The following is a 22,791-nucleotide window of genomic DNA, read 5'->3' on the forward strand; positions in this document are numbered from 1 at the left end:
GGGGGATTCATAATGGACTATGTCAAACCAGGCGAAGTGCTGGGCTCCATGATTGAAGCGGGAAAAACCAAAGCAGAACTGGGCATCATGCAGCTCATTGTCCGCGGCAGTCTCGGCGGTGCCATTCTGGCATGCGCCACCACACTGGCCTTCACCGCAGCGGCACAGACCAAGATCCCTATGGCGGGCGCGATTCTTTTTCCGGTAGGCTTCGTGATGATTATTCTCCTCGGGCTGGAGCTGGTTACCGGCAGCTTCGCCTTGATTCCGCTGGCCGTACTGGAGAAGCAGACTACCATCAGACGCATGCTGGGGAACTACTTCTGGGTCATTCTCGGACATTTGATTGGATGTGCCGTCTATGCCGCATTATACGGGCTGACGATTACGAGGATGGGCACCGATCTGTCGAACCCCATGGTGCAGACGCTAATTACGGCAAGTGAAGGGAAGACGACGGCTTATCAGAGCCTGGGGGCAGAGGGGCTCGCGCTGGCCTTCATCAAGGCGATGCTCTGCAATTGGATGGTTACGCTGGGTGCGGTGATGGCGATGACCTCGAAATCCACCTCCGGCAAAATCCTCGCCATGTGGCTCCCCATCCTGACCTTCTTCGGACAGGGCTTCGAGCACACGGTTGTCAATTTCTTCGTCATTCCGGCGGGGATGATGCTTGGAGCGAATGTGACGATGGCGGACTGGTGGGTCTGGAACGGCATTCCGGTGCTCCTCGGCAACTTCGCGGGCGGTCTGCTATTCACGGGCCTGCTATTCTATTTATCGCAAAAAGGCAGCAGGTCGCAAAAAGGCAGCAAACCCGGAGCAACTGCGGCAGCAGAGCTTCCGGGACGCGGAGAGGCGGGGCTCGCGAGCACACCTGCCCTGGAGAAAAGCGTATGAAGCAGGGCAGCATATCTATTGTAGGCGCAGGTCCAGGTGATCCCGAGCTGATTACATTGAAGGCGCTGCGGCGCATTCAATGTGCCGATGTCATTCTGTATGACCGGCTGGTGAATGAGGAGCTGCTGGATTATGCCAGGAGCGATGCCGTGCGCATCTACTGCGGCAAAGCGCCGGGCCTGCATTCGATGCCGCAGGAGACGACAGAGCGGCTGATGATCCGCTATGCCTCAGCCGGAAGCCATTTAGTCCGGCTGAAGGGCGGCGACCCGTTCGTGTTCGGCAGAGGCGGGGAAGAAGCGTTGTCCGCAGCTGCAGCCGGTATTCCCTATGAGGTGATTCCGGGAATCACCTCGGCGGTCGGCGCAGCCGCTTCTGCGGGCATTCCGCTGACCCATCGCGGTGTGGCGGCCTCCTTCGCCATCGTGACCGGCAGCCGCTGCCAGGACCAAGATTCGCCACTGCGCTGGGATGCACTGGCCCATGGTGTGGATACGCTTGTGATTTATATGGGCGTAAGCAAGCTGGGGGAGATCTGCAAGGAACTGCTGGTACACGGCAAAGATCCGCAGACCCCGGTTGCATTAATTGAGAACGGAACAACGGTGCGCGAACGGATCGTGACCGGCACGCTTGGCAATATCGACAAGGTCGCCGCCGCAATGAAGATCAGCAATCCGGCCATGATCATTATTGGCGAGGTGGTCCAGGTCAGGGCGGAGCTGCTGAATCTGGAGGAAGCCGTACGTTCGCAGATCGGGTGAAGCAGAATAGGGCAGGCGCCCACATCTCCGGGCAGTGAGCCGGGTTATGGCAGCGCCTGTTTCTGTGTTATATTCAGGAGGGAGATTATATCGATGATGTGGCATGCTGCGTTGAAAGTTATATTTTCACATTCACAGTGACTGCTGTCACACGGGTCTGCGTAGATTAGGGACTATACTTGTCGCCTACAGATACAGCATAACGGACAGGTTGTCCTGAAGGGAGAAATTACAGATGCAGATTGAGCTTAATGCAATGACCCGCGAACGGCTGGAGCAGAGTCTGGCCGGGAAGCCCGGGCAATTCAAAATGTTCTACGATACGGAGGACTGCGGCTGTAATGGCGTGCTAGTGATCCGGGTAGTTAGCGAGCCTTCGCCGACAGATATTGTGTTTCAGACCGAGCCCTTTACCTTCCTGTGTGACCGCCAGCAGGAATTGCTGTTCGATGACGTTATGCGCCTCGAAGCAGAGGCCGGGTATCCGGCCTACAAGCTGACGAGTGATTCCACCTTATTCGGGAGCAATATCAGGGTGCAGGATGCACGGAGCTGAAGCAATAAAGGTAGTTTAAGAAAAGAGGCCATCTTCCCGTAGCATGCGGGGGATGGCCTTTACTAATAAGCCGTCCATCCGCCGTCTGCTGTAATGACTGCCCCATTCACAAAGCCTGCTTCTTCTGAAGCCAGGAACAGAGCGAGCTGTGCGATTTCTGCGGGCTGGCCCATCCGTGGATTAAGCGCCATGCCCGGCTGTGTACGTTCCATGCCAAAAGGATTGATATGGGTCATGGTTGAACCAATATTGGTCTCCACACCGCCCGGCGCAATCGCATTGCAGCGGATTCCCTTGGCAGCATACATGAATCCGGTATTCTTCGTAAAGCCGATAACTGCATGCTTCGAGGCTGTATAAGCCGCCCCGGCACGGGCACCGAACAGACCGCCTACCGAGGCGACGTTAATGATAACGCCCTGTTGTTTTTCCAGGAAAATAGGCAGTACCTTGCGCGTAGCGCGCATCACCGAAGTTGTATTGACAGCGAGAACCCGCTCCCAGCTCTCATCCTCAATATCACCCGCCGGTTCAAAGTTATCCATGATCCCCGCATTATTCACCAGAATATCTACCGTGCCGTAGGTGTTGACTGTACTGTCGATCAGATTCTGGATATCAGACTCATTTGCAACATTGGCTTGTACCGCTATGGCTTCCCCGCCGCCAGCTTTAATGTCACCGGCCACCGTCTCTGCAGCCTCCAAATGAATATCCGCCACTACGACCTTGGCTCCTTCCTTCGCATACAGGACGGCAATCGCCTTCCCCATCCCGGATGCCGCCCCGGTTACTACAGCTACTTTGTTGTGAAGTCTCATATATGTACCTCCGTGTATAGTTATCTTTCTCTGGTCTAGTATCTTTTGCTTCATAGTGTTTTATGCGCCCGGTTGACGCTATCCTTCGCGAAGGCTTAACATATGGGCTATACAACAGGGAAGAGGATGGAGCCTATGATTACGGCCGGACTAGATATCGGAACCACATCCATCTCCGGGCTGCTCTATGATCTGGAGAAACGTACGATTCTGTATAGTATTACAGAAGCACAAGCGAGCCTGCCTTTCAGCCTGAATCAGGAATGGGAGCGGCTGCAGGACCCGGAACTGATTGTGAAGCAGGTGGAACACATACTTGACCGTCTGCTGGCGCAGCAGCCGGAATTAACGGGAATTGGCTTAACCGGGCAGATGCATGGGATTGTCTATTTGGATACAAGCGGGAGAGCTATAGGTCCGCTGTATACCTGGCAGGATGGACGGGCGGGACAGCTCACCGGAGGGATGCGCAGTCCTACCTATGCGCAGCAGCTCAGCAATATTACCGGGTACACTGTAGCTCCCGGCTATGGACTCGCTACCCATTACTATAATGTGTGCCGACAGCTTGTCCCTGAGCATGCAGTCGGCTTCTGCACGATTGCGGACTATATTGCGATGAGGCTGGCGAACAGTGATGTGCCGCGGATCGATGCAACACAGGCGGTGGGGATTGGGGGCTTTAGTCTGGGGACAGGGGATTTCGATAGAACTGCGATTAGTCTCGCCGGGATCGACCCTTCGTTTTTGCCGCAGGTCGTCCCCTCCGGGACGGCAATCGGTAGCACATCACTTGGCATTCCCGTATACAGCTCGCTCGGGGATAATCAAGCCAGCTTCCTGGGCAGTGTGCCCCAGCCCGGAGAATCTCTACTGCTGAACATCGGCACAGGGAGTCAGCTTTCGGTCTGGGTGCCTGACTGCGCCAACGCACCTTCCGCGATGGAGGTACGCCCGTTCCCTGGCGGCGGGATGTTGATGGTTGGCGCTGCCCTTAGCGGCGGCAAGTCTTATGCCCTGCTGGAGGGATTCTTCCGGCAGTTGATTACCGCATACACCGGAGAAGCGCCGACAGATGTCTATTCCCTGATGTCCAGGCTGCTCAGTGAAGAGATTCCGGGAAGCGGCAGCACAGGGCTTACGGTGAACACACAGTTCCTGGGGACAAGGACAGACCCGGAGAAGCGCGGCAGTGTGGAGGGAATCACGCTGGAGAATTTTACTCCCAGCGGGCTGGCCCATGCTTTTTTGCAAGGGATGGTAGATGAACTGCACGGCTTCCTGGCAGATCTGGAACAGCAGGGCGCGGGCACATTCAGCCGTCTTATAGGCTCAGGCAATGCGCTGCGGGCGAATCCGGTGCTGTGCGCCAAGGCCGAAGCGGCCTTCGGGCTACCGCTTGAGCTTGGTGAACATGCTGAGGAAGCGGCGGTGGGAGCGGCGCTCTGTGCCGCTGTCGGCAGCGGGGAGATCGCAATCTTCAGTGAAGCAGGGGCTTATCTTAGAGCAGAGCCTAGCTGAGTTAACGGGAAGGGGCTGTCTCAAAAGTGATTTTCTATGAGGCGGCGATAGCCCTTTGCAGAAATCTCCCGAAGCCCCGGTTGTTCTTCAGTTCGCGCTTAAATAGCAGCGATGGGAACAACGTTCTGTTTGCGGAGCGTCCACCCAAGTGCTAACGTAGATTCTTCCCATTCTCCCCACCTTCCCTGACACCGTCTGTCAGGGGAGTTTTACTATAATAAGCTATACCAAATAGTGATGGGAGAGTTGCAATATGCACAACAGACAAGCTTATCTATATGTATTCAATACGATGTCAGACTGGGAATGCGGGTATTTAGCCGCAGAACTGAACACAGGCCGAATTCTTTTTCCAGCTAATGGGCTCGTTAGATCAGGGATAAACAGGAAATATTGTAACATCTATCATTGACAAAAAATATTTTATATGCTATAATTTACATATTAATAGTTTGTGTATATAATAAGGTTCTCCTGGCCAGGGGAATCTTATTTTTGCATGGAGGAACCATCAATGAAGCAGAACAAGTCCAGCATGACTGCCTTAGTGGCCGCTTTTGGCCGAGCTTATCACAGTCAATATGACAATCCCAAGATATTCAATGATGATGTGGCGCCGAAGCTGATATCACCACAGGAGTTCGCGGATATCCGCAGGAATATGGTGCAGGGAATTGCATTCTTCAGTCCCGAGATCGCGGAGAGTTACCCGGACGATCCTGAAGCCATCTTGAGATGGATTGTCCAGGTCCAGTTATCGCCCACACCGCTGGCACGTGCTGCCTACTGTGAGGCTATTGTGCTGCATGAGCTGAGTCTCGGGCTGAAGCAGTATGTAATTCTTGGCGCGGGGCTGGACAGCTTTGCCTACCGTTATCCTATGCTTATGGAGCGGCTCACGATTTTTGAAGTTGATGCTCCTGCTACCCAGGCATCCAAGCAGCAGAGGCTTAAGGACGCACTGCTTGAGGTTCCGGGCAATCTTCATCTCGTCCCCATCGACTTCACGGGCGAATTTTCGTATTCCAGTCTGCTTAATCGGGGATTCGATCCCGAAGCTAAGACCTTGTTCAGCCTGCTGGGGGTATCCTACTACCTTACCAAGGAGGAGAATGCCCGCCTGATTAAGGAGCTGCTCGCAAAAGTTCCCTCAGGTAGCTCTATCGTTCTGGATTATGCAGATGAGTATTTAATGGAAGAGCAGGGCGTGTCCGGCCGGGTGGCTAAAATGGTGCAAATGGCTGCTGCCAGCGGCGAGCCCATGCAATCCTGGTTCAGCTATTCGGAGATAGAAGATCTGCTGGCCGGGGCCGGGCTGCTGGTCTACGAGCACCTGTCTCCGGTTGAGATCAACGAGAGGTTTTTCAGCGGCCGGAGTGATGCTCTAAGCGCTTTTGAGACGATCCATTATGTTCATGCGGTTAAGCGGTAGCTTCCTCTCCATAAATAAAAGCCTCCACCGCCGCTACAGCGACATTCCGGTCAGGATGGGAATTGTCGATCTGCGCCACCTGAGCAGACGGGAGCGGCCAGGCTACGGTGCGGGGACCTAGAGAAGCGCTAAAGTTCTCCCAATGGGCGAACTTCCAGGTGTCGAGCGCGGAATGCCTGCCTTCAAGCCGTTCACGGAACATGGCTGCATCCGCAAGTCCTACCAGGACTACCTTGACCTCGACTTCCTCCAGTGTGCGCCCGATGCGCGCCAGTTCGCGGCCGATCCACTCCGGATCGGCCGCTTCTTTGGTGAAGGGACCCACCAAGTAGATATCGTTGGACAGACCGATATTATCCAGCGCTGCATCCATAGTAATGCGATAGCCGAGGTCGCGGCATAGTCTTTTATACTCATCAGAATCTCTGTCGTCAGGGTCAAGCCCATGCATAGTCATGATCGCGGTTGCTGCCGGACGCAGCAGAATGTCCATATCGAACACCGCCGCCGGACGCCGGGCTGCAACAGCCTTAGCTAATGTGGTTTTGCCCGCCCCTCCAGGTCCGAGGAAAAAAACCAGCTTGTTCATCTGTCTCACTCCTTATCCTGCTTGCAAATCCCAGTATAGCAGGCGAATCGTTCAGGGGGAAGGAGCCAAACCGGAGAGGGTGGCCTAGCTATTGCGAGTGAATGACAGCAATCAGCAGCAAATGATATGATAGGTTAACTATACATTGAAGCAGGAAACGAAACAGATAGAGGGTAAGAGGAGGACAACGATATGATTACCATCCGTCCCATTGAGCGCAGGGATAATGCAGCCATTGAGGGGATTATCAGGGAATGCCTGATTGAATTCGGCGGCAACCGCGAAGGCTTGGCTTGGGCAGATGATAGCCTGCATGACTTATATACCTATTATAATAGCGCGGCAAACCGGGCTTACTGGATTATTGAAGTGGATGGGCAGGTGCTGGGCGGCTGCGGGATTGCGGCTTTTGACGAAGCACAGCAGATCTGTGAATTGCAGAAAATGTACCTGTCCGCAGCCATCCGCGGCCAAGGCGTTGCAGCAGAGCTGCTGGATACAGCGCTTGCCTTCGCTAAGCAGCATTACAACAAATGCTATCTAGAGACACTGCTGACGATGCAGGCCGCTGGCCGTTTCTATGTCAAGCACGGGTTCAGCCCGCTGGATGGCCCGCTGGCCGGTTCCGAGCATTATGCCTGCGATGCATGGTATATCCGAGACTTACATAACTGATTTAATGCGGAAATATGGGCACGATGAAGAATTCACTTCTATAAATTTAATGGAAAATAAATCCGATAATAAAGGGATGTGTATATCATTTATGGGTATATTTTGAATCCTAATATTGTACATTGGAATCCATTCTGGAGAAGGAAGCAGGGATCATAGTGTCTTCCACGAAGCTAGTATTTAACGAAGATGAAGTCAGGCGCCTGCAGTCGAAGATTGGCCAGGTGAGTCAGGACACCAATCGGTTATATCTTCAATTGAAGGGCCAGTCCAGTAGCTGGGGCGGCATTCCCATGGGCGACCATCTGGTCAGGGCCCAGGTCATGATTAATGAATTAACCGTAGAAGCGGAGAAATTAGAGGATATCATCCGGGTTGCCCTAAGAGGCGTATCGGAGCTGCAGGAAGAGAATAAGCGGCAGGCGGACAAGCTGACAGGCCAATTTAATCTGTTGCTCGCGGCTTTCGGCAGCTTGGGGCTGCAACCAGCCGCCGGACGGGTCTCCATCCCCGAATTTGTGCAGCGAAGTGCGACGAACCTCATCACTTCGATTGCCGCTCTATCGGGAAAAGATGAACTCAGCAGGGACCCGGTGGTGCAGCAGCTCAGGAATGTTATTCAAACCTCCGGCCTCTTGACCGTAGAAAGTATCGCTGCACAAAGTAAGCTGAATGATATCTTCGCGGCGCGGAATCAGATCGCCAAGGCACAGATGGCCTTCAAAGTGTATCAGGCGTTTGGAAACCAGGTACAGATGGAGGCTGTCCATACGCAGGCGGAAGAAGCCCGGCTGAAGCTGGCCTCTCTAGGCGTAGCCAAGATCTACTATGAAGCCAGCAAGGATCTAAGCGCCCATTACAAGCAACCAGCGGTTACTGCTTGTGAGTATGATCCGTCGATTACGAAGGACAAGGTCCCCTTACTACATAACGAAGAATATTTACTGCTTTTGCGGCTGGCGATGGAGAAAACCGCCGCCGGAGCATATGCCCGGAGTCAGCTTGTGGCGAAGCGGCAGGAAATTCAGATCGCAGCGGCTCTTAAGCAGGTTCAAGAGCAGATCGAAGCAGAGCGGCGGTTGAACGGGCCGCCGCTCACGCTGCCGGACGGTACGCCAATTACCGCAGACAACAAGGAAAATGAGACTACCTGGGACTTTTATCAGGCGAAAGTCTATGTGCCGAATGAATATCTTACCCCGATGTACACCAGTTATCTGGGGTGGCTGGATAACACGTACGGCCTCACGAAATGGGAGAGCAAGGTCCGTCAATCAGGAGATGTAGTGTTGGCTTTTACCGAAGGACTGGTGAAAGAGGTCGTCATGGGCGTGGCGGATACGGCAACCTTTGCCTTCAAGCTAGTTGTGGACCCGGTCAAAACCACCACAGAAATGAAGCAGCAAGCGCAATATCTGATTGACCATCCCGAAGTGCTGGTGGAAACAGCGAAGATGGCATATCATCAGTTTGACGAGGGCACCCCGGAAGAGAAAGCGAGAATGCTGGGCTCGGTTGCGTCGATTCTGGTCCCCGGATTCCAGGTCACCAAAGCAGGCAAAGTGGGGAAAGTCCTAGGCGAGGTAGAAGACGCCGTCAGCCAAGCGGCGAAGGATGCCCTGCAAGGGATTAAGCAAAAGCTCCCGGATCTGGGACGGGCAGTGCAAACGCCGGAAGGGTTTGTTTTCAAGATAGGAGAGATCCCCGATATGCCAGCCTTGCCGAAGACGCCGGTGCAGCAGCGGTATATGGATGGGTTGGAGGGTGGGGGCGGTAGAGTTGAGGGGACGGATAATTCTAATAGTATTGTTAAAATATTTAAGGACGGAAATAAAACAAATTATAAGAATCCTGCTGGGAATGAGCTATCGTGGACTGATCAGCATCCTAGAAGTATTAATAATGATATTGATGCTAAGTTAAACAGTTCAGACCCGGGTAAGGCTACCGAGGCTAAAGTAGCTTCTTTTGTAAGAGAAAATAAGGAAGTCACAGGGTTTGGACAGCAAGTTAAAAAGGCAGATAATAGTTTAGCTGGTGATTTAGATGTTGTTACTAAAGATGAGATTATTGAAGTTAAAAAATCAATAAAGGCAATAACAGATGTAGAACAGTTTGATAAATATATAAACCCAAATAACGGTAGTTATTTCAATCCCGGTCAGAAGAAAGTTATTTTGTATATTGACAAACCATTGACAAACTTACATCCAAATGATTTAAAAAAATTACAGGAGATTAAATCTAAGGGCGTTACTATTGTTAATTCCCTGGATGAACTTAAGGAGGCGTTAAAATAAAATGGGTACTTCGGCAGTTATTTTGACACTAAAAGAAGAATATTCACCTGAGAAATTGTTATCAGATACAATAGTCTCAGTATTCCATGCTAATGCAACTCTGTATTTTCATAATAATAAAAATTATTCGGATAATGGGGAATTTTCGTATACTACACTGAACATTAATAACAATTCATTTGCAGAGAAAAGTGAACAATCATTTATTTTTTCAGTTCACGCTATTAACAGTCCAAGTATTGATTTTTACTATCATGAAGATTTGAAACTGGATTCTAATTTATCATTATGTCAAGTTGGTCATATTGAAGATATTTATGGTGTTCAAAAATTAATTTTTAATTTTATTTATGAATACCTCAGATTGAATCCTGACAATTACTTTTGGGTTACAGATTATGATTGGGTTTATAGCTGGGGGGACATGAAAAAAATGAAATCTTTACCATATGATCCGGATTGGTGTTATATAGATCCAAGGTTGATTGATTTACCTTGAAATATTCTGCCACCTAGTACTTTCCCAGATGGCTTGGGGTTTATAGAGTAAAAACAACAAGACGAAGATAAGAAATGCTACTTGATACCAAGGAAATTAGGCATAATAAAGAAATCAATCACGCTAATAACGCTTTTAAGTTCCATAGTACAGGTCAATTATGGTCAGAATCTGCCATAGTTGATCTTTTTTTATTCTTGGCTAATCTCAATGATCAGTTTCATAGAATCACCTATCTTTTCCGTAGAAATAGCTCTTAAAGAGTTCTCTGCATTAAACCTATAATGAGTGTGTATTGCAGCGAGGGGAGGGCGGGAAAGGGATCTCAATAGTTGTAATCGCTATCATTAGAGGGCTGTGAATATCACTGTGTGTCGTTCCACATCAGATTAAGGAGGAATAGAATGCGCAACAAGTCTGTTACATGGTCGCTTGTAATTACGCTGCTCATCTCAACGCTATTCATGGCGGCTGGACCGCTTAACCGTTCGTCGGCTGCTGGAGGAGCGAATCTGGCACTTAACAAAACCATTACCGCCAGCGGGCAATCCCAGAATTATACGCCGGATAACGTTAAGGACAGTAATCAGAATACGTATTGGGAGAGCGCAAATGATGCTTTTCCCCAGTGGATTCAGGTCGATCTGGGTACGCTCACCAGTATAGACCAGCTTGTATTGAAGTTACCGGTCAACTGGGAGACACGGACGCAGACTCTGGCGGTACAGGGAAGTACGAACGGCTCTACCTTCACGGATATCGTTGCTTCGGCCGCATATGTCTTCAACCCTGCGGTAGCGAACAACAGTGTCACGGTGAACTTCAATGCTGCCAGCACACGTTATGTCCGTCTGCTGTTCAGTGCGAATACGGCATGGCCTGCGGGCCAGTTGTCCGAGCTTGAAATCTACGGTACCAGCACCCCAACCTCTGCCCCTACAGCCAGCCCTACTGCATCACCGGTTCCAGCGGGCACCTATGAAGCAGAGGCTGCTGCATTATCCGGAGGAGCGCAAGTGAACACGGACCATGCCGGATACTCCGGCACAGGCTTTGTGGACAACTATCTGGCCCAAGGTCCAGCCACGACCTTCACGGTAAATGTACAAGCTGCAGGAATGCGGAACGTTACACTGAAGTATGCCAATGCAAGCGGAAGCGACAAGACGATCAGTATCTACGTGAACGGAGTTAAGCAGCGCCAGACCAACTTGCCGAACCTGGCGAACTGGGACACCTGGAGCACGAAGGCTGAAGCCCTCCTGTTGAATGCTGGCAGTAATAGCATTGCTTACAAATACGATGCAGGGGATACGGGCAATGTCAATTTGGATCTAATTACGGTAGCGGCTGCAATCATCTCCACGCCCGCACCTTCACCTACAGCAGCTCCAACAACTGCCCCTACATCAACGCCGGTAGCTACCCCGGCCCCTACAGCTACGGTGGCACCAACTTCCGCACCAACACCAGCACCGACAGCAACACCGGTGCCTACACCAACGGTGTCTCCTGGAGGGAACATCGCCATTGGTAAGGCGATCAGCGCCTCCTCCAACACACAGAATTTCGTTGCCGCGAATGCGAACGACAATAACACGGCAACTTACTGGGAAGGCAGCGGGAATCCAAGCGCCCTTACGCTCGACCTTGGAGCCAATCATTCGATCACTTCGATTGTGCTGAAGCTGAATCCGGCAGCCGAATGGGCGGCCCGGACCCAGAACATTCAAGTGCTCGGACACAATCAGAATACGACCACCTTCAGCAGTCTGGTTGCCGCCCAGAACTATACCTTCAATCCGGCATCAGGCAACACGGTGACCATCCCCGTGACAGCAACCGTTAAGCGGCTTCAGCTTGCTATCGCCGCCAACTCCGGTGCGCCCGGAGGACAAATTGCCGAATTCCAGGTATACGGCATACCGGCAGCGAACCCGGATCTGACGATTACCGGCATGAGCTGGACGCCTACTTCTCCGGTGGAGACCAGCGCGGTGACCCTGAATGCTGTGGTAAAGAACACCGGTACAGCCGCAGCCGCAGCGACGACTATCAATTTCTATCTGAACGACGAGCTGGCGGGTTCGGCTCCAGTAGCGGCGTTGGCAGCAGGAGCTTCGGCATCCGTCTCCTACAATGCAGGGACGCTAACAGCTGGTACTTATCCGCTCAGTGCCAAGGTAGATGAAGCGGGCCAGATCATTGAGAAGAACGAAAGCAACAATAGCTACACTAATCCTGCTTCCCTGGTCATTGCTCCAGTCTTCAGCTCCGACCTTGTCGGGACGACTTCCTGGTCACCGGGGACACCAGCTGCGGGGAGTAACGTGGCCTTCACTGTCAGTCTCAAAAATCAGGGCAATGTTGCCTCCGCAGGCGGTGCCCATGGCATCACAGTAGCCCTGAAGAACGCTGCAGGCTCGACAGTGCAGACCTTCACGGGCTCATACAGCGGCGTGATTGCTACCGGGGCTTCTGTCAATGTGTCGCTTCCCGGCACCTGGAGTGCAGTGAACGGAAATTATACGGTCATTACAACCATTGCAGCAGATGCCAATGAGGTAACAACCAAGCAGGTCAACAACGTGAACACTGTGAATCTGGTAGTGTACGCCTTGCGCGGAGCAAGCGTTCCCTACAGCCGGTATGATACAGAGGATGCAACCCGCGGCGGCTCGGCAGCGCTGAGATCCGCACCGAATTTCGATCAGACACTGATTGCGTCCGAGGCTTCGGGCCAGAGCTATGTGGCCTTACCGTCCAACGGTGCATATGCACAGTGGACAGTGAGAGCGGGGCAGGGCGGTCCCGGAGTCACCATGAGATTCACGATGCCGGATTCGGCAGACGGAATGGGTCTTACCGGTGCGCTTGACGTATACGTGAATGGAACCAAGGCCAAGACCATTCCGCTCACCTCCTATTATGCCTGGCAATACTTTTCTGGAGATCAGCCGGGTGATGCTCCAAGTGCTGGACGTCCGCTATTCCGGTTCGATGAAGTTCACTGGAAGATGGACACCCCTCTGCAGCCCGGAGACACCATCCGTATCCAGAAGAACAACGGAGACAGCCTTGAATACGGGGTGGATTTCCTGGAGATTGAACCTGTACCGGCAGCCATTGCCCGTCCGGCCAACTCAGTGTCGGTCACCGATTACGGCGCAGTGGCAGGAGACGGACAGGACGACCTGGCCGCCTTCAACAGTGCGGTTACAGCCGCTGTCACCAGCGGGAAATCTCTATATATTCCGGCTGGAACTTTTAATCTGAGCAGCATGTGGGTCATTGGCTCGGTCAGCAACATGATCAACAACATTACAATTACAGGCGCAGGCTATTGGCACACCAATCTGCAATTCACCAATCCGAATGTAGCCGGGGGAGGAATCTCCTTCCGCGTTCAAGGCAAGCTGGATTTCAGCAATGTCTATATGAACTCGAATCTGAGATCCCGGTACAATCAGAATGCCATCTATAAAGGCCTGATGGATAACTTCGGCAACAATTCGGTCATCCATGACGTATGGATTGAGCATTTTGAGTGTGGCATGTGGGTGGGGGATTATGCGCGGACGCCGGCGATTTTTGCGAACAATCTGCTTGTAGAGAACAGCCGCATTCGCAACAATCTGGCAGACGGCATCAACTTCTCCCAGGGGACCAGCAATTCTACTGTCCGCAATACCAATGTGCGCAATAACGGGGACGACGGACTGGCCGTCTGGCCGAGCAATACGTTCGGGGCGCCGGATGGGGTGAATAACACTTTTTCGTACAATACGATTGAGAACAACTGGCGTGCCGGCGCTATCGGCATCTTCGGGGGCAGCGGTCACAAAGCGGATCACAACTACATTATCGACACGGTGGGCGGCTCCGGTATCCGGCTGAATACGACCTTCCCGGGGGCACATTTCAACAGTAATACGGGGATGATTTTCTCGGATACGACGATTATTAACAGCGGCACCAGCCGTGACTTGTATGACGGGGAGCGAGGCGCAATTGATCTCGAAGCTTCGAGTGACCCGATCAAGAATGTAACCTTCACCAACATCGACATCATCAACACCCAGCGCGATGCGATCCAGTTCGGCTACGGCGGCGGCTTCTCGGGTATCGTATTTAACAACATTAACATTAACGGCACCGGCCTCGATGGAGTAACCACTTCACGATTCTCCGGCGCCCATAAGGGAGCGGCAATCTACACGTATACCGGCAACGGCTCGGCGACCTTCAACAACCTGACGACCAGCAATATTGCGTATCCAAGCTTGTATTATATTCAGAGCGGGTTTGGGCTGTTGATTCAGTAGCCTAGAGATATACAGGGGAGGGGCCTAAGTGGCTCCTCTTTTTGTGTAATCTTTTCATAGTAATTTCATATTTGCTTTCGATTTTTTGCGACAGCATTACAGCATCTCTGCATGTTATTCTATTCATTAAGTACATAATGACTTTACAAAGGGGAAACGTTGATGAAAAGGTTGCTTTATATCATTTTGGCAGTAGGTTTAATGATGAGTGTAACGCTCACGGGAGGGGCAGGTACTTCATCTGCTGCACAAGCTAATAAGGTATTGCGTATCGGTCTGGGAAGTCTTCCTGATCAGCTTGATCCGGCAGCAGCTGCGGATGACAGCACAGTGACAGTTCTCAAAGGGTTATTTGAAGGACTGGTCCGGTTGAATGCGGCTGGTCAGGCCGTTCCGGCAATAGCAAAATCATGGACCCTCTCGAAGGATGGCAGAACGTATACCTTTGCGCTTCGCGGGGATGCGAAATGGAGCAACGGGCAGCAGGTGCTGGCCTCGGACTTTGAGTATGCCTGGAAGCGGGCGCTGGCTCCGGAAGCCAAGAATGTCTACGCTTTTAATATGTACATGATTAATAATGCGCAGAACTACAACGAGGGACTTCTGAAGGATACTTCCAAAATCGGCGTAAAGGCATTGAATAACACCACACTACAGGTCACATTAAAGGAGAAAACCTCCTATTTCATCCAACTGCTCGCAGAGAGCATCTATTATCCGGTGTACGCTAAGACTGCGAAGGCCAACAACCAATGGGCAACAGACCTTAAGTCTATGGTAACCAATGGTCCCTTCAAGCTCAAGACATGGAAGAATAATGAGATTTCTATAGTTAAAAACCCAGCTTATTATGCGGCCCAAGAAATTAAGCTGCCGGAGGTACGTCTGCTGCTGCCTGAGAATCCGACAGTCGCTTATATGGACAAGGAGGTTGACTGGGTTGGAGGCGGAGGGGTGGAATCAGTGGATTATACATCTTTAGATAGCGCATCTTACCGCGACCTGCATGAAGGGCCGTATGCTTCCACCTATTTTTATCAATTCAATCTGACTAAGCCGCCGTTTGACAATCTGAAGATCCGCCAGGCATTGGCGATGGCGATTGACCGTGAAGCCTTGCGTTACGGCAATCCGGCGTTTGGATTTGTGCCGCCAAGTATTCATGGGACCCAGTTGAATTTCCGCACAGAGATGTCGGACAAGATGTACTTTCATGAGGATGTGGCGGCGGCCAAGCAATTACTGAAGGAAGGCATGAGAGAAGCGGGACTCACCAAGTTCCCCAGCTTCACTATTATCGTGAATGAATATATCAATCATGACGTTATCGCAAGTAAAGTGATCAAGGACTGGCAAAAGAACTTAGGCATTGAAGCAAGTGTAGAAATCCAAAGCTTCGAGGAACTGCTGGATAATCGTATACATCAGAACTATGCTATAGCAAGAGCGGGATGGAGCGCTGATTTCAATGATCCGGCCTCGATGCTGGAGCTGTTCAGTTCACAGAATGTCTCCAATGATACAGGGTGGAGCAATACAGCGTATGACCGTTATATGCAGCAAGCCCGGCAGGCGGCCGACCCCGGCACGCGTATGCAGATCTATGCCACGGCCGAACGGCTGCTCATGGATCAAATGGCAGTTATTCCGCTGTTTTACACTGTGACTGATTATTTGAGTCATCCGAATATCAAAAATGTATATATTGATTACGACGGGTCCATAGCTTTCACAAGAGGCTCGTGGCGGTGAAAAGCGTTTAGAATACAAGGATCAGGAAGTCATGAGCAGATTGCTGCTCGTGGCTTCTTTCTTTTGGCCCGGAAGCTCTTCACCAATCGTTCAAAATCAAGCCGTGTCCGTACAGACAACAGCGCATATCTATGTTAATATACGTTATGAATGAATATAAAATAATTCATTCATAATCTGGGCTGGTATCAAGAGAACTACTATTTTGCATTCTATTCTGGAGGGACTATCATGAAGAAGGTCATCGCAATTATCGGCAATCAGCAAAAGAACAATACGTACAGAGCGGTCCGTGAGTTTGAAGCACAGCTCCGAACCTACGGGGAGATTGAGTTTGAGTATATTTTCCTCAAGGACTATAGGCTGGAGTTCTGCCGGGGCTGCAAAACCTGTTTCAGTAAGGGCGAAGAATATTGTCCGCTCAAAGATGACCGGGATGTGCTGATCGAGAAGCTGGAGAGCGCGGACGGTGTGATTATGGCGACTCCCAATTACGCCTTCCATGTCTCGGCATCGATGAAGAATCTGCTGGACCGGCTGGCGTATGTGTTCCATCGGCCGCAGTTCTTCGGCAAGACGTATACGTCGGTCGTCAATCAGGGGATTCACGGCGGGAATGCGATTGTCAAATATCTTAGCAGCATGGGAGAGAATCTGGGTTTCCGGGTTACCCAAGGGTGTGTGCTTAGTACGATGGAGCCAGTTACCCCGGCAGCCGCGCAGAAGAATGCAGTGAGAATCCGCAAGTCTGCGGCCCGCTTCTACAAAGGACTGATGCGTCCGGCACCGCCGGCTCCCACATTATTCCGCTTGCTGATGTTCCGGCTGTCCCGGACCAGTATTCAGCATATGCTGGATGAGCGGTCGAAGGATTACCGGCATTACCAGGCTAACGGCTGGTTCGAAGCGGCGTATTATTATCCGGTCTCTCTGGGTCCTGTCAAGAGCTTGGCCGGACATCTGTTTGACAGAATCGGTAAAAGAATGGCTAAACGCGCTTAATAATGAATGAACTTAAATATATTCATTCATAACCAGGAGGGTCAACATGAAAAAGAAGTGGAAACGCAACCTGCTGCTGTTGTGCCTAACCGTGATTCTCGTGGGACTAATCGGCTCAGGCGCGGCATTGCTGTATACAGAGAAAGAGCGCCGTGAAGCGCGGAATGTAGAGATTGATCAAGTGAACTTCAACAAGCTGCATGCAGGTGAGTATACAGGTGAATATGCTGGCGGAATGTATAAATGGAGGGCGAATAAGGTGTTGGTTACCGTCACAGCGCACAAAGTTACAGCGATCCAGCTCCTGGAGCATGCGGAGAATCAGCCTGCGGCGTCGGCAGATGAATTGTTCGGCAGAGTGATCCAGGCTCAATCGCTTCAGGTAGACAGCATCAGCGGTGCCACGCTTACAAGTAAAGCCTATCTCAAGGCCATAGAGAATGCTCTTCACAAGAGCGTTGAAATGTAACAAATATTTTGCAATACTAGCAATACCATTATGAGATCCTTACGCGAAAAAAAACCAAAGGAGCAACATCCATATGCATACTGCCTCATTATCCGCCATCGCGGCGGGATACCGCCATTCTGTTCTGCTCTTGCCGGACGGAACCGCGCGGGCTTGCGGCGAAAATACATACGGGCAATGCGAGGTAAGCGGCTGGCGTAATATAATTGCGGTTGCAGCGGGCAATGCTCATACAGGGAATTCGCATACAGTAGGCCTAAGGCCGGACGGAACGGTGATCGCGGCCGGCTGGAATAAGCATGATCAATGTAGCGTGGGCGATTGGCACGATATCGTTGCGGTTGCGGCAGGCTGGCGGCGTACGGTCGGGCTGAAGACAGACGGAACAGTGGTTGCGGCGGGAAGAAACAACGAGGGTCAATGTGAAGTCAGTGGCTGGTCGGATATCGTTGCGGTTACCGCAGGAGACTGGCACACAGTTGGACTCAAGGCCGATGGTACGGCTATTACGGCGGGGAACAACCGCTATGGGCAGCGGAATGTGAATGGCTGGCAGGAGCTGAAGATGATCTCAGCGGGTTATCTTCATACGGCCGGACTTAGAGCAGACGGTACAGCAGTAGCTACAGGTCTGAACAAGCGCGGACAGGGTGAAGTAGGCGGTTGGCGCAAGATTAAGGCCATCACGGCTGGCAGTCATCATACGGTAGGCCTTCAATGGGATGGTACGGTGACGGCTACAGGCTGGAATGATTACGGACAATGCGAGGTAAGCGGCTGGAAGGATATTGTTGCCATTGCGGCAGGCTGCACCCACACGCTCGGTCTACAGAAGAATGGCTCAGTGGTTACGGCGGGGAGTAATGCGTATGGGCAATGTGATACAGCGCTACTGCAAGGTCGATCATCTTAATACAATCTTAATGCCACAGCCGAATCCGTAATACTATGCTGATTATGCACATGCTATACTAACGCTACAGTGTACAATGGCTGGTCTATAGATGGGCTTAGAGGGAAGGAAACCTTCAGATGATAGGGGAAAATACAGCGAAGAAGCGGCGGGGCAGGCTGAGGATATTCTTCGGATATGTGCCGGGGGCAGGAAAGACCCGGGCGATGCTGGAGGCTGCCCATGCGGAGCAGAAGAACGGCCAGCAGGTGCTGGCGGGCTACATTGAAGCCCATGACAGAGCAGATAATGCGGAGCTTATTAATGGACTGGAGCTGATGCCGCCGCTGGACATTCCTGTAAACGGGACCATCGTGCCGGAATTTGATCTGGACCAGGCGATCCGCAGGAGGCCGGACCTGATTCTGCTGGATGAACTGGCCCACATCAATGCTCCGGGCGTACGTCACAAGCGGCGGGTTCAGGATGTGGAGGAGCTGCTGCGCGCGGGAATAGATGTCTACACTACGGTTAGTATAGAACAGCTGGAAAGTATGACCGATGTTGTAGCATCCATGACCGGAATGGCTGAGCCAGCGCGTATTCCCGACAGTGTGTTCGAACGTGCGGACCAGGTCGAGTTCATTGATATCAGTCCGGACATTTGGCTGGAGCGTCTGCATGAGGGGCGAATCTATTCCACGGAGCAGCTCCGGCAGGAGGCCGGTGATCTGTACACTCCCCAGAAGCTGAGCGCTTTGCGGGAATTGGCTCTACGGTACAGGGCGGATCAAATCAAACGTTATGAGGGCAGGTTAGGGGAACGGGCAGTGGAAGCCAGCTTGTACAGCAGAGAGCATATCCTGGTCTGTCTGTCGTCGGCAATATCCAATAAGAAGGTCATCCGCACTGCGGCAAGAATGGCCGAAGCCCTACAGGGGGAATTCACTGCTCTCTACGTGGAGACCTCAAGAACGAAAGAGTTAACGGTGAGGAACAAGTCGGAGCTGCGGGAGAATCTGCGTCTGGCCGAACAGCTTGGTGCGCAGGTTGCCACGGTATACGGGGAGGATGTGCCGGGGCAGATCGCCGAATATGCCCGAACCAGCCGGGTCTCCAAAATCATCCTGGGCCGGTCGCAGAATCGCAGCCATTGGCCAATCGCTTCGAACTTCGTAGATAAACTGACGGCTGCTGCCCCGAATATCGACGTCTATATTATCCCGGATCAAGAGTCTGCCTTGCAATCCAAAATCCCGCAGTATGCCAGACCTCCGTTACTCTCGCTGGCTGATACAGGCAAAACCCTGGGGATTCTGCTGGTCTGCACGATCATCGGGCTGTGGTTCAAGGTGCTCGGCTTCAGTGAAGCGAACATTATCACCGTCTATATTCTGGGTGTTCTATTGGATGCGATGGTTACAAAAGGACGGCTGTACAGCGCGGTGACGTCGATTTTGAGCGTGCTGGTCTTTAACTATTTTTTCACCGAGCCTTATTTCTCGCTTCAGGCCTATGATTCCGGGTATCCGGTGACCTTCCTCGTGATGCTGGCCGCCTCGTTCATCACCAGTACGTTAACGCTGCGGGTGAAGGAGCAGGCCAGAGAATCAGCGCAAAAAGCCTACCGCACCGAGGTGCTCCTGGAGACCAGCCGGAAGCTGCAGCAGGCCAAAGATACGCCCGCCATCCTGAGCGAGACCGCGCTGCAAATGCTCAAGCTGCTGGACCGGAGCATCATCATCTATGAGGTGGAGGGCGATGGACTCTCGGAGCCGCTGCTGTACGGCAAGGATGGGAGTACAATTGTCGCTCAAAGAGATACGCTGGAAGCGGAGCGCGAGGTAGCGGAATGGGTGCTGCGGAACAATAAACGGGCCGGAGCGTCTACCGATACCTTTTCGGCAGCCCAATGTCTGTATCATGCGGTGCGGAGCGGCGATACGGTGTTTGCGGTGGCGGGAATTGTGATGCAGCAGGAAGAACCGCTGGAGGTGTTCGAGTCAAGTCTCATGATCGCTATGCTTGGCGAATGCGCCCTCGCTCTGGAGAAAGACAAGCTGAACGAGCTGCAAAAGGAAAGCTCCCTGCAAATCCGGCAGGAGCAGCTGCGCGCCAATCTGCTGCGCGGCATCTCGCATGATCTGCGCACGCCGCTTACCAGTATTTCCGGCAATGCGGGCATCCTGATCGGCAACTCGGCGGTGCTGAGCGAGGAGCAGAAGCAGGAGCTGTACAGCGATATCTATGACGATTCGATCTGGCTGATCAATCTGGTGGAGAATCTGCTTTCGATTACCCGAATCGATAATGGTGCGCTTCATTTGAATTTTCAGGCGGAGCTGCTGGAGGAAGTCATCGCGGAAGCGCTGCTGCATGTGAACCGCAACAAGGAGGATCATGTGATCCGGGTGGTGCTGGAAGATGAGCTGCTCATGGCAAGGATGGATTCCCGGCTGATCATTCAGGTGATCATCAACCTGGTAGATAATGCGATTAAGTATAGCGGGTCGGGTTCACATATTACCCTATCCGCCAGACAGGAGAAGGGGCTTGTTGTGGTCGAGGTTGCGGACGACGGACCGGGAATAGCCGCAGAAGCGAAGGCCAAGGTATTCGAGATGTTCTATACGGCGGATAACGTGCGGGGAGACGGCAGGCGCGGGCTGGGTCTGGGTCTTGCGCTCTGCAAATCAATTATTCATGCCCATGGCGGGCATATTGAAGTACAAGATCATGCACCGCAGGGAACGGTTTTCCGCTTCACCCTGCTGGCAGAGGAGGTGAATGTCCATGAATAAACCCATGATTCTGGTTGTCGAAGACGACAAGCCGATCCGCAAGCTGATTACCACAACTCTGGAGACTCAGGGCTATAAATACCATACCGCAGAGACAGGGGAGGCTTCCATCCTGGAGGCGGTATCCAGTCAACCGGATCTTATGATCCTGGACCTCGGTCTGCCCGATATGGACGGGGTGGATATTATCCGGAAGGTCCGGGCGTGGTCGAACCTTCCGATCATCGTGGTCAGTGCCCGCAGTGAGGACCGCGACAAGATTGAAGCGCTGGATGCCGGAGCCGATGACTATCTGACCAAGCCCTTCAGCGTGGAGGAGCTGCTCGCCCGGCTGCGGGTCAGTCTGCGGCGAATCCGGGGGGACAGCGAGAAGCTGATGAAGGATTCGCCCTTTTTTGCGAACGGAAATCTGCGGATTGACTATGCGGCGGGCTGTGTCTGGCTGGAGGGTGACGAGATCCACCTGACGCCGATTGAGTATAAGCTGCTGTGTCTGCTGGCGAAGAATGTGGGCAAGGTCCTGACCCATAATTATATCCTGCATGAAATCTGGGGCAGTCCTTCGTACGACATTCCGGCGCTCCGTGTATTCATGGCTACGCTCCGCAAGAAGATTGAGCGCAGCCCTTCCCAGCCCAAGGTGATCCAGACCCATATCGGTGTGGGCTACCGGATGCTGCAGGCGGGGGACGACAGCCGAGTGATTTGAACCGGCTTGCGGAAGCCGAATAGCGTGTTTCATAGTGTTTCTAACCATGCCTGTGCGGGCATGGTTTTTTTGCCGTTCCGGCGGATGGTGCAAGCGCGGCTGGAGCGGCGTTCCGGCGGTATTTTAACGTAATCTTAATCTGTAGAACCAAACCCTAATCCTGAACTAATGGCGGGAGTGGTACGCTGAATTCTGAAGTTAACCTACTGGAGAGAAGGCTTGGAGATGGATGTGTGGCTGAGAAATATTGGATGGGTGACGGTGCTGACGGGGCTGCTGGTGCTGATCAAGCGGCATTATGACCGGATCTGTCTGCTGCAAGACTGCATCTATGAGAATAGCGGGGTGTACGCTGCCGCATACCAGTTTGCCTGCGGGGCTTCGGCCCGTGAGGTCAGTGAGCTGCTTGTGACCAGCTTCGAGTTCGATCGTCAGGAGACGGAAGTGATCCTTGCCTGGGCGCTCCCGCACCGGATGGAGGCGGACGGAGGCTATGGTGCTTTTATCGGGGCGGTCAACAGGGTGCTGGGTGAAGAGATTTACCGCCTCTCCTGAAGTCTTAATGCAATCTTAATGCGCCTGAGGAAACCCTTACCCTGAACTAATGGGAGAAATGATACGCTAGACCGGAAGTTACAAGAGAGAGATTACCTTAAGGTGAGGAGTGGCAAAGACGATGATGGATGTGTATATGACGGCAATGCTGGCAGCGATATTCACGGTATTCTATGCGTTTGTACAATGGTGCAGCCGTGTGACCGATGAGCAAGGGGGGACGGAGTAA

18 protein-coding genes and 1 pseudogene are annotated in these 22,791 nt (G+C 52.3%); 17 read left to right on the forward strand and 2 right to left on the reverse strand.

Annotated features, from left to right (window positions below):
* Positions 1–12 precede the first annotated feature (12 nt).
* From NYE26_RS13890 to NYE26_RS13900, 3 genes are all read left to right on the forward strand, one after another.
* Positions 13–900, forward strand: a complete 888-nt coding sequence (locus tag NYE26_RS13890; protein WP_339256583.1) for a formate/nitrite transporter family protein — start codon at positions 13–15, stop codon at positions 898–900.
* Positions 897–1,664: a uroporphyrinogen-III C-methyltransferase gene (gene cobA / locus NYE26_RS13895; protein WP_339256585.1), complete on the forward strand. Its 768-nt coding sequence runs from the start codon at positions 897–899 to the stop codon at positions 1,662–1,664. The genes NYE26_RS13890 and cobA overlap by 4 nt, the downstream gene beginning before the upstream one ends.
* 235 nt (positions 1,665–1,899) lie before the next feature.
* Positions 1,900–2,220, forward strand: coding sequence for an iron-sulfur cluster biosynthesis family protein (locus tag NYE26_RS13900; RefSeq protein ID WP_339256587.1), 321 nt, complete (start codon positions 1,900–1,902; stop codon positions 2,218–2,220).
* Between the two features lie 62 nt (positions 2,221–2,282).
* Here NYE26_RS13900 and NYE26_RS13905 read toward each other — a convergent pair whose 3' ends face one another.
* Positions 2,283–3,041: an SDR family oxidoreductase gene (locus NYE26_RS13905; protein ID WP_209870475.1), complete on the reverse strand. Its 759-nt coding sequence runs from the start codon at positions 3,039–3,041 to the stop codon at positions 2,283–2,285.
* A gap of 126 nt (positions 3,042–3,167) precedes the next feature.
* Here NYE26_RS13905 and NYE26_RS13910 point away from each other — a divergent pair, with 126 nt between their 5' ends.
* From NYE26_RS13910 to NYE26_RS13920, 3 genes and pseudogenes are all read left to right on the forward strand, one after another.
* On the forward strand, positions 3,168–4,562 hold the full coding sequence (locus NYE26_RS13910) for an FGGY family carbohydrate kinase (RefSeq protein WP_339256589.1): 1,395 nt from the start codon (positions 3,168–3,170) through the stop codon (positions 4,560–4,562).
* A gap of 253 nt (positions 4,563–4,815) precedes the next feature.
* A pseudogene (locus NYE26_RS13915) lies at positions 4,816–4,905 on the forward strand (glutamine amidotransferase); the annotation flags it as partial.
* A gap of 171 nt (positions 4,906–5,076) precedes the next feature.
* On the forward strand, positions 5,077–5,994 hold the full coding sequence (locus NYE26_RS13920; protein WP_339256591.1) for a class I SAM-dependent methyltransferase: 918 nt from the start codon (positions 5,077–5,079) through the stop codon (positions 5,992–5,994).
* Here the strand turns inward: NYE26_RS13920 and NYE26_RS13925 are convergent.
* A complete protein-coding gene (locus tag NYE26_RS13925; protein ID WP_339256593.1) occupies positions 5,984–6,583 on the reverse strand; it encodes a hypothetical protein in 600 nt (199 codons plus the stop codon). The two genes, NYE26_RS13920 and NYE26_RS13925, sit on opposite strands and share 11 nt — an antisense overlap.
* A gap of 192 nt (positions 6,584–6,775) precedes the next feature.
* Between NYE26_RS13925 and NYE26_RS13930 the strand changes: the two genes are divergently transcribed.
* The 11 genes from NYE26_RS13930 to NYE26_RS13980 all read left to right on the forward strand — a co-directional run bounded on the left by NYE26_RS13930 (position 6,776) and on the right by NYE26_RS13980 (position 22,562).
* Entirely contained in the window at positions 6,776–7,258 is a 483-nt protein-coding gene (locus NYE26_RS13930; RefSeq protein WP_339256595.1) for a GNAT family N-acetyltransferase, read from the forward strand.
* 158 nt (positions 7,259–7,416) lie between these two features.
* Positions 7,417–9,558, forward strand: a complete 2,142-nt coding sequence (locus NYE26_RS13935) for a hypothetical protein (protein ID WP_339256597.1) — start codon at positions 7,417–7,419, stop codon at positions 9,556–9,558.
* 1 nt (position 9,559) lies between these two features.
* Entirely contained in the window at positions 9,560–10,057 is a 498-nt protein-coding gene (locus NYE26_RS13940) for a hypothetical protein (protein WP_036728532.1), read from the forward strand.
* A gap of 404 nt (positions 10,058–10,461) precedes the next feature.
* Complete coding sequence (locus NYE26_RS13945; protein WP_339256599.1) at positions 10,462–14,382, forward strand: discoidin domain-containing protein; 3,921 nt, start codon at positions 10,462–10,464, stop codon at positions 14,380–14,382.
* 201 nt (positions 14,383–14,583) lie between these two features.
* Entirely contained in the window at positions 14,584–16,134 is a 1,551-nt protein-coding gene (locus NYE26_RS13950) for a peptide ABC transporter substrate-binding protein (protein ID WP_339256601.1), read from the forward strand.
* A 231-nt stretch (positions 16,135–16,365) separates the two neighbouring features.
* Positions 16,366–17,136 carry an NAD(P)H-dependent oxidoreductase gene (locus NYE26_RS13955; protein WP_339256603.1) on the forward strand — a complete coding sequence of 257 codons (771 nt, stop codon included), beginning with the start codon at positions 16,366–16,368 and terminating at the stop codon, positions 17,134–17,136.
* 46 nt (positions 17,137–17,182) lie between these two features.
* The gene (locus tag NYE26_RS13960) at positions 17,183–17,605 is read left to right on the forward strand and encodes an FMN-binding protein (protein WP_339256605.1); all 423 of its coding nucleotides are present in this window, start codon (positions 17,183–17,185) and stop codon (positions 17,603–17,605) included.
* A 73-nt stretch (positions 17,606–17,678) separates the two neighbouring features.
* Complete coding sequence (locus NYE26_RS13965; RefSeq protein WP_339256607.1) at positions 17,679–18,518, forward strand: chromosome condensation regulator; 840 nt, start codon at positions 17,679–17,681, stop codon at positions 18,516–18,518.
* Between the two features lie 119 nt (positions 18,519–18,637).
* Positions 18,638–21,298, forward strand: a complete 2,661-nt coding sequence (locus NYE26_RS13970) for a sensor histidine kinase KdpD (protein ID WP_339256609.1) — start codon at positions 18,638–18,640, stop codon at positions 21,296–21,298.
* Positions 21,291–22,007: a response regulator transcription factor gene (locus NYE26_RS13975; RefSeq protein WP_339256611.1), complete on the forward strand. Its 717-nt coding sequence runs from the start codon at positions 21,291–21,293 to the stop codon at positions 22,005–22,007. Before NYE26_RS13970 ends, NYE26_RS13975 begins: the two co-directional genes overlap by 8 nt.
* A 225-nt stretch (positions 22,008–22,232) precedes the next feature.
* On the forward strand, positions 22,233–22,562 hold the full coding sequence (locus tag NYE26_RS13980; RefSeq protein ID WP_339256613.1) for a hypothetical protein: 330 nt from the start codon (positions 22,233–22,235) through the stop codon (positions 22,560–22,562).
* Positions 22,563–22,791: the final 229 nt, after the last annotated feature.

The sequence above is a fragment of the Paenibacillus sp. FSL P2-0136 genome, assembly GCF_037975325.1.
Taxonomy (GTDB): Bacteria; Bacillota; Bacilli; order Paenibacillales; family Paenibacillaceae; genus Paenibacillus_AQ; species Paenibacillus_AQ silagei.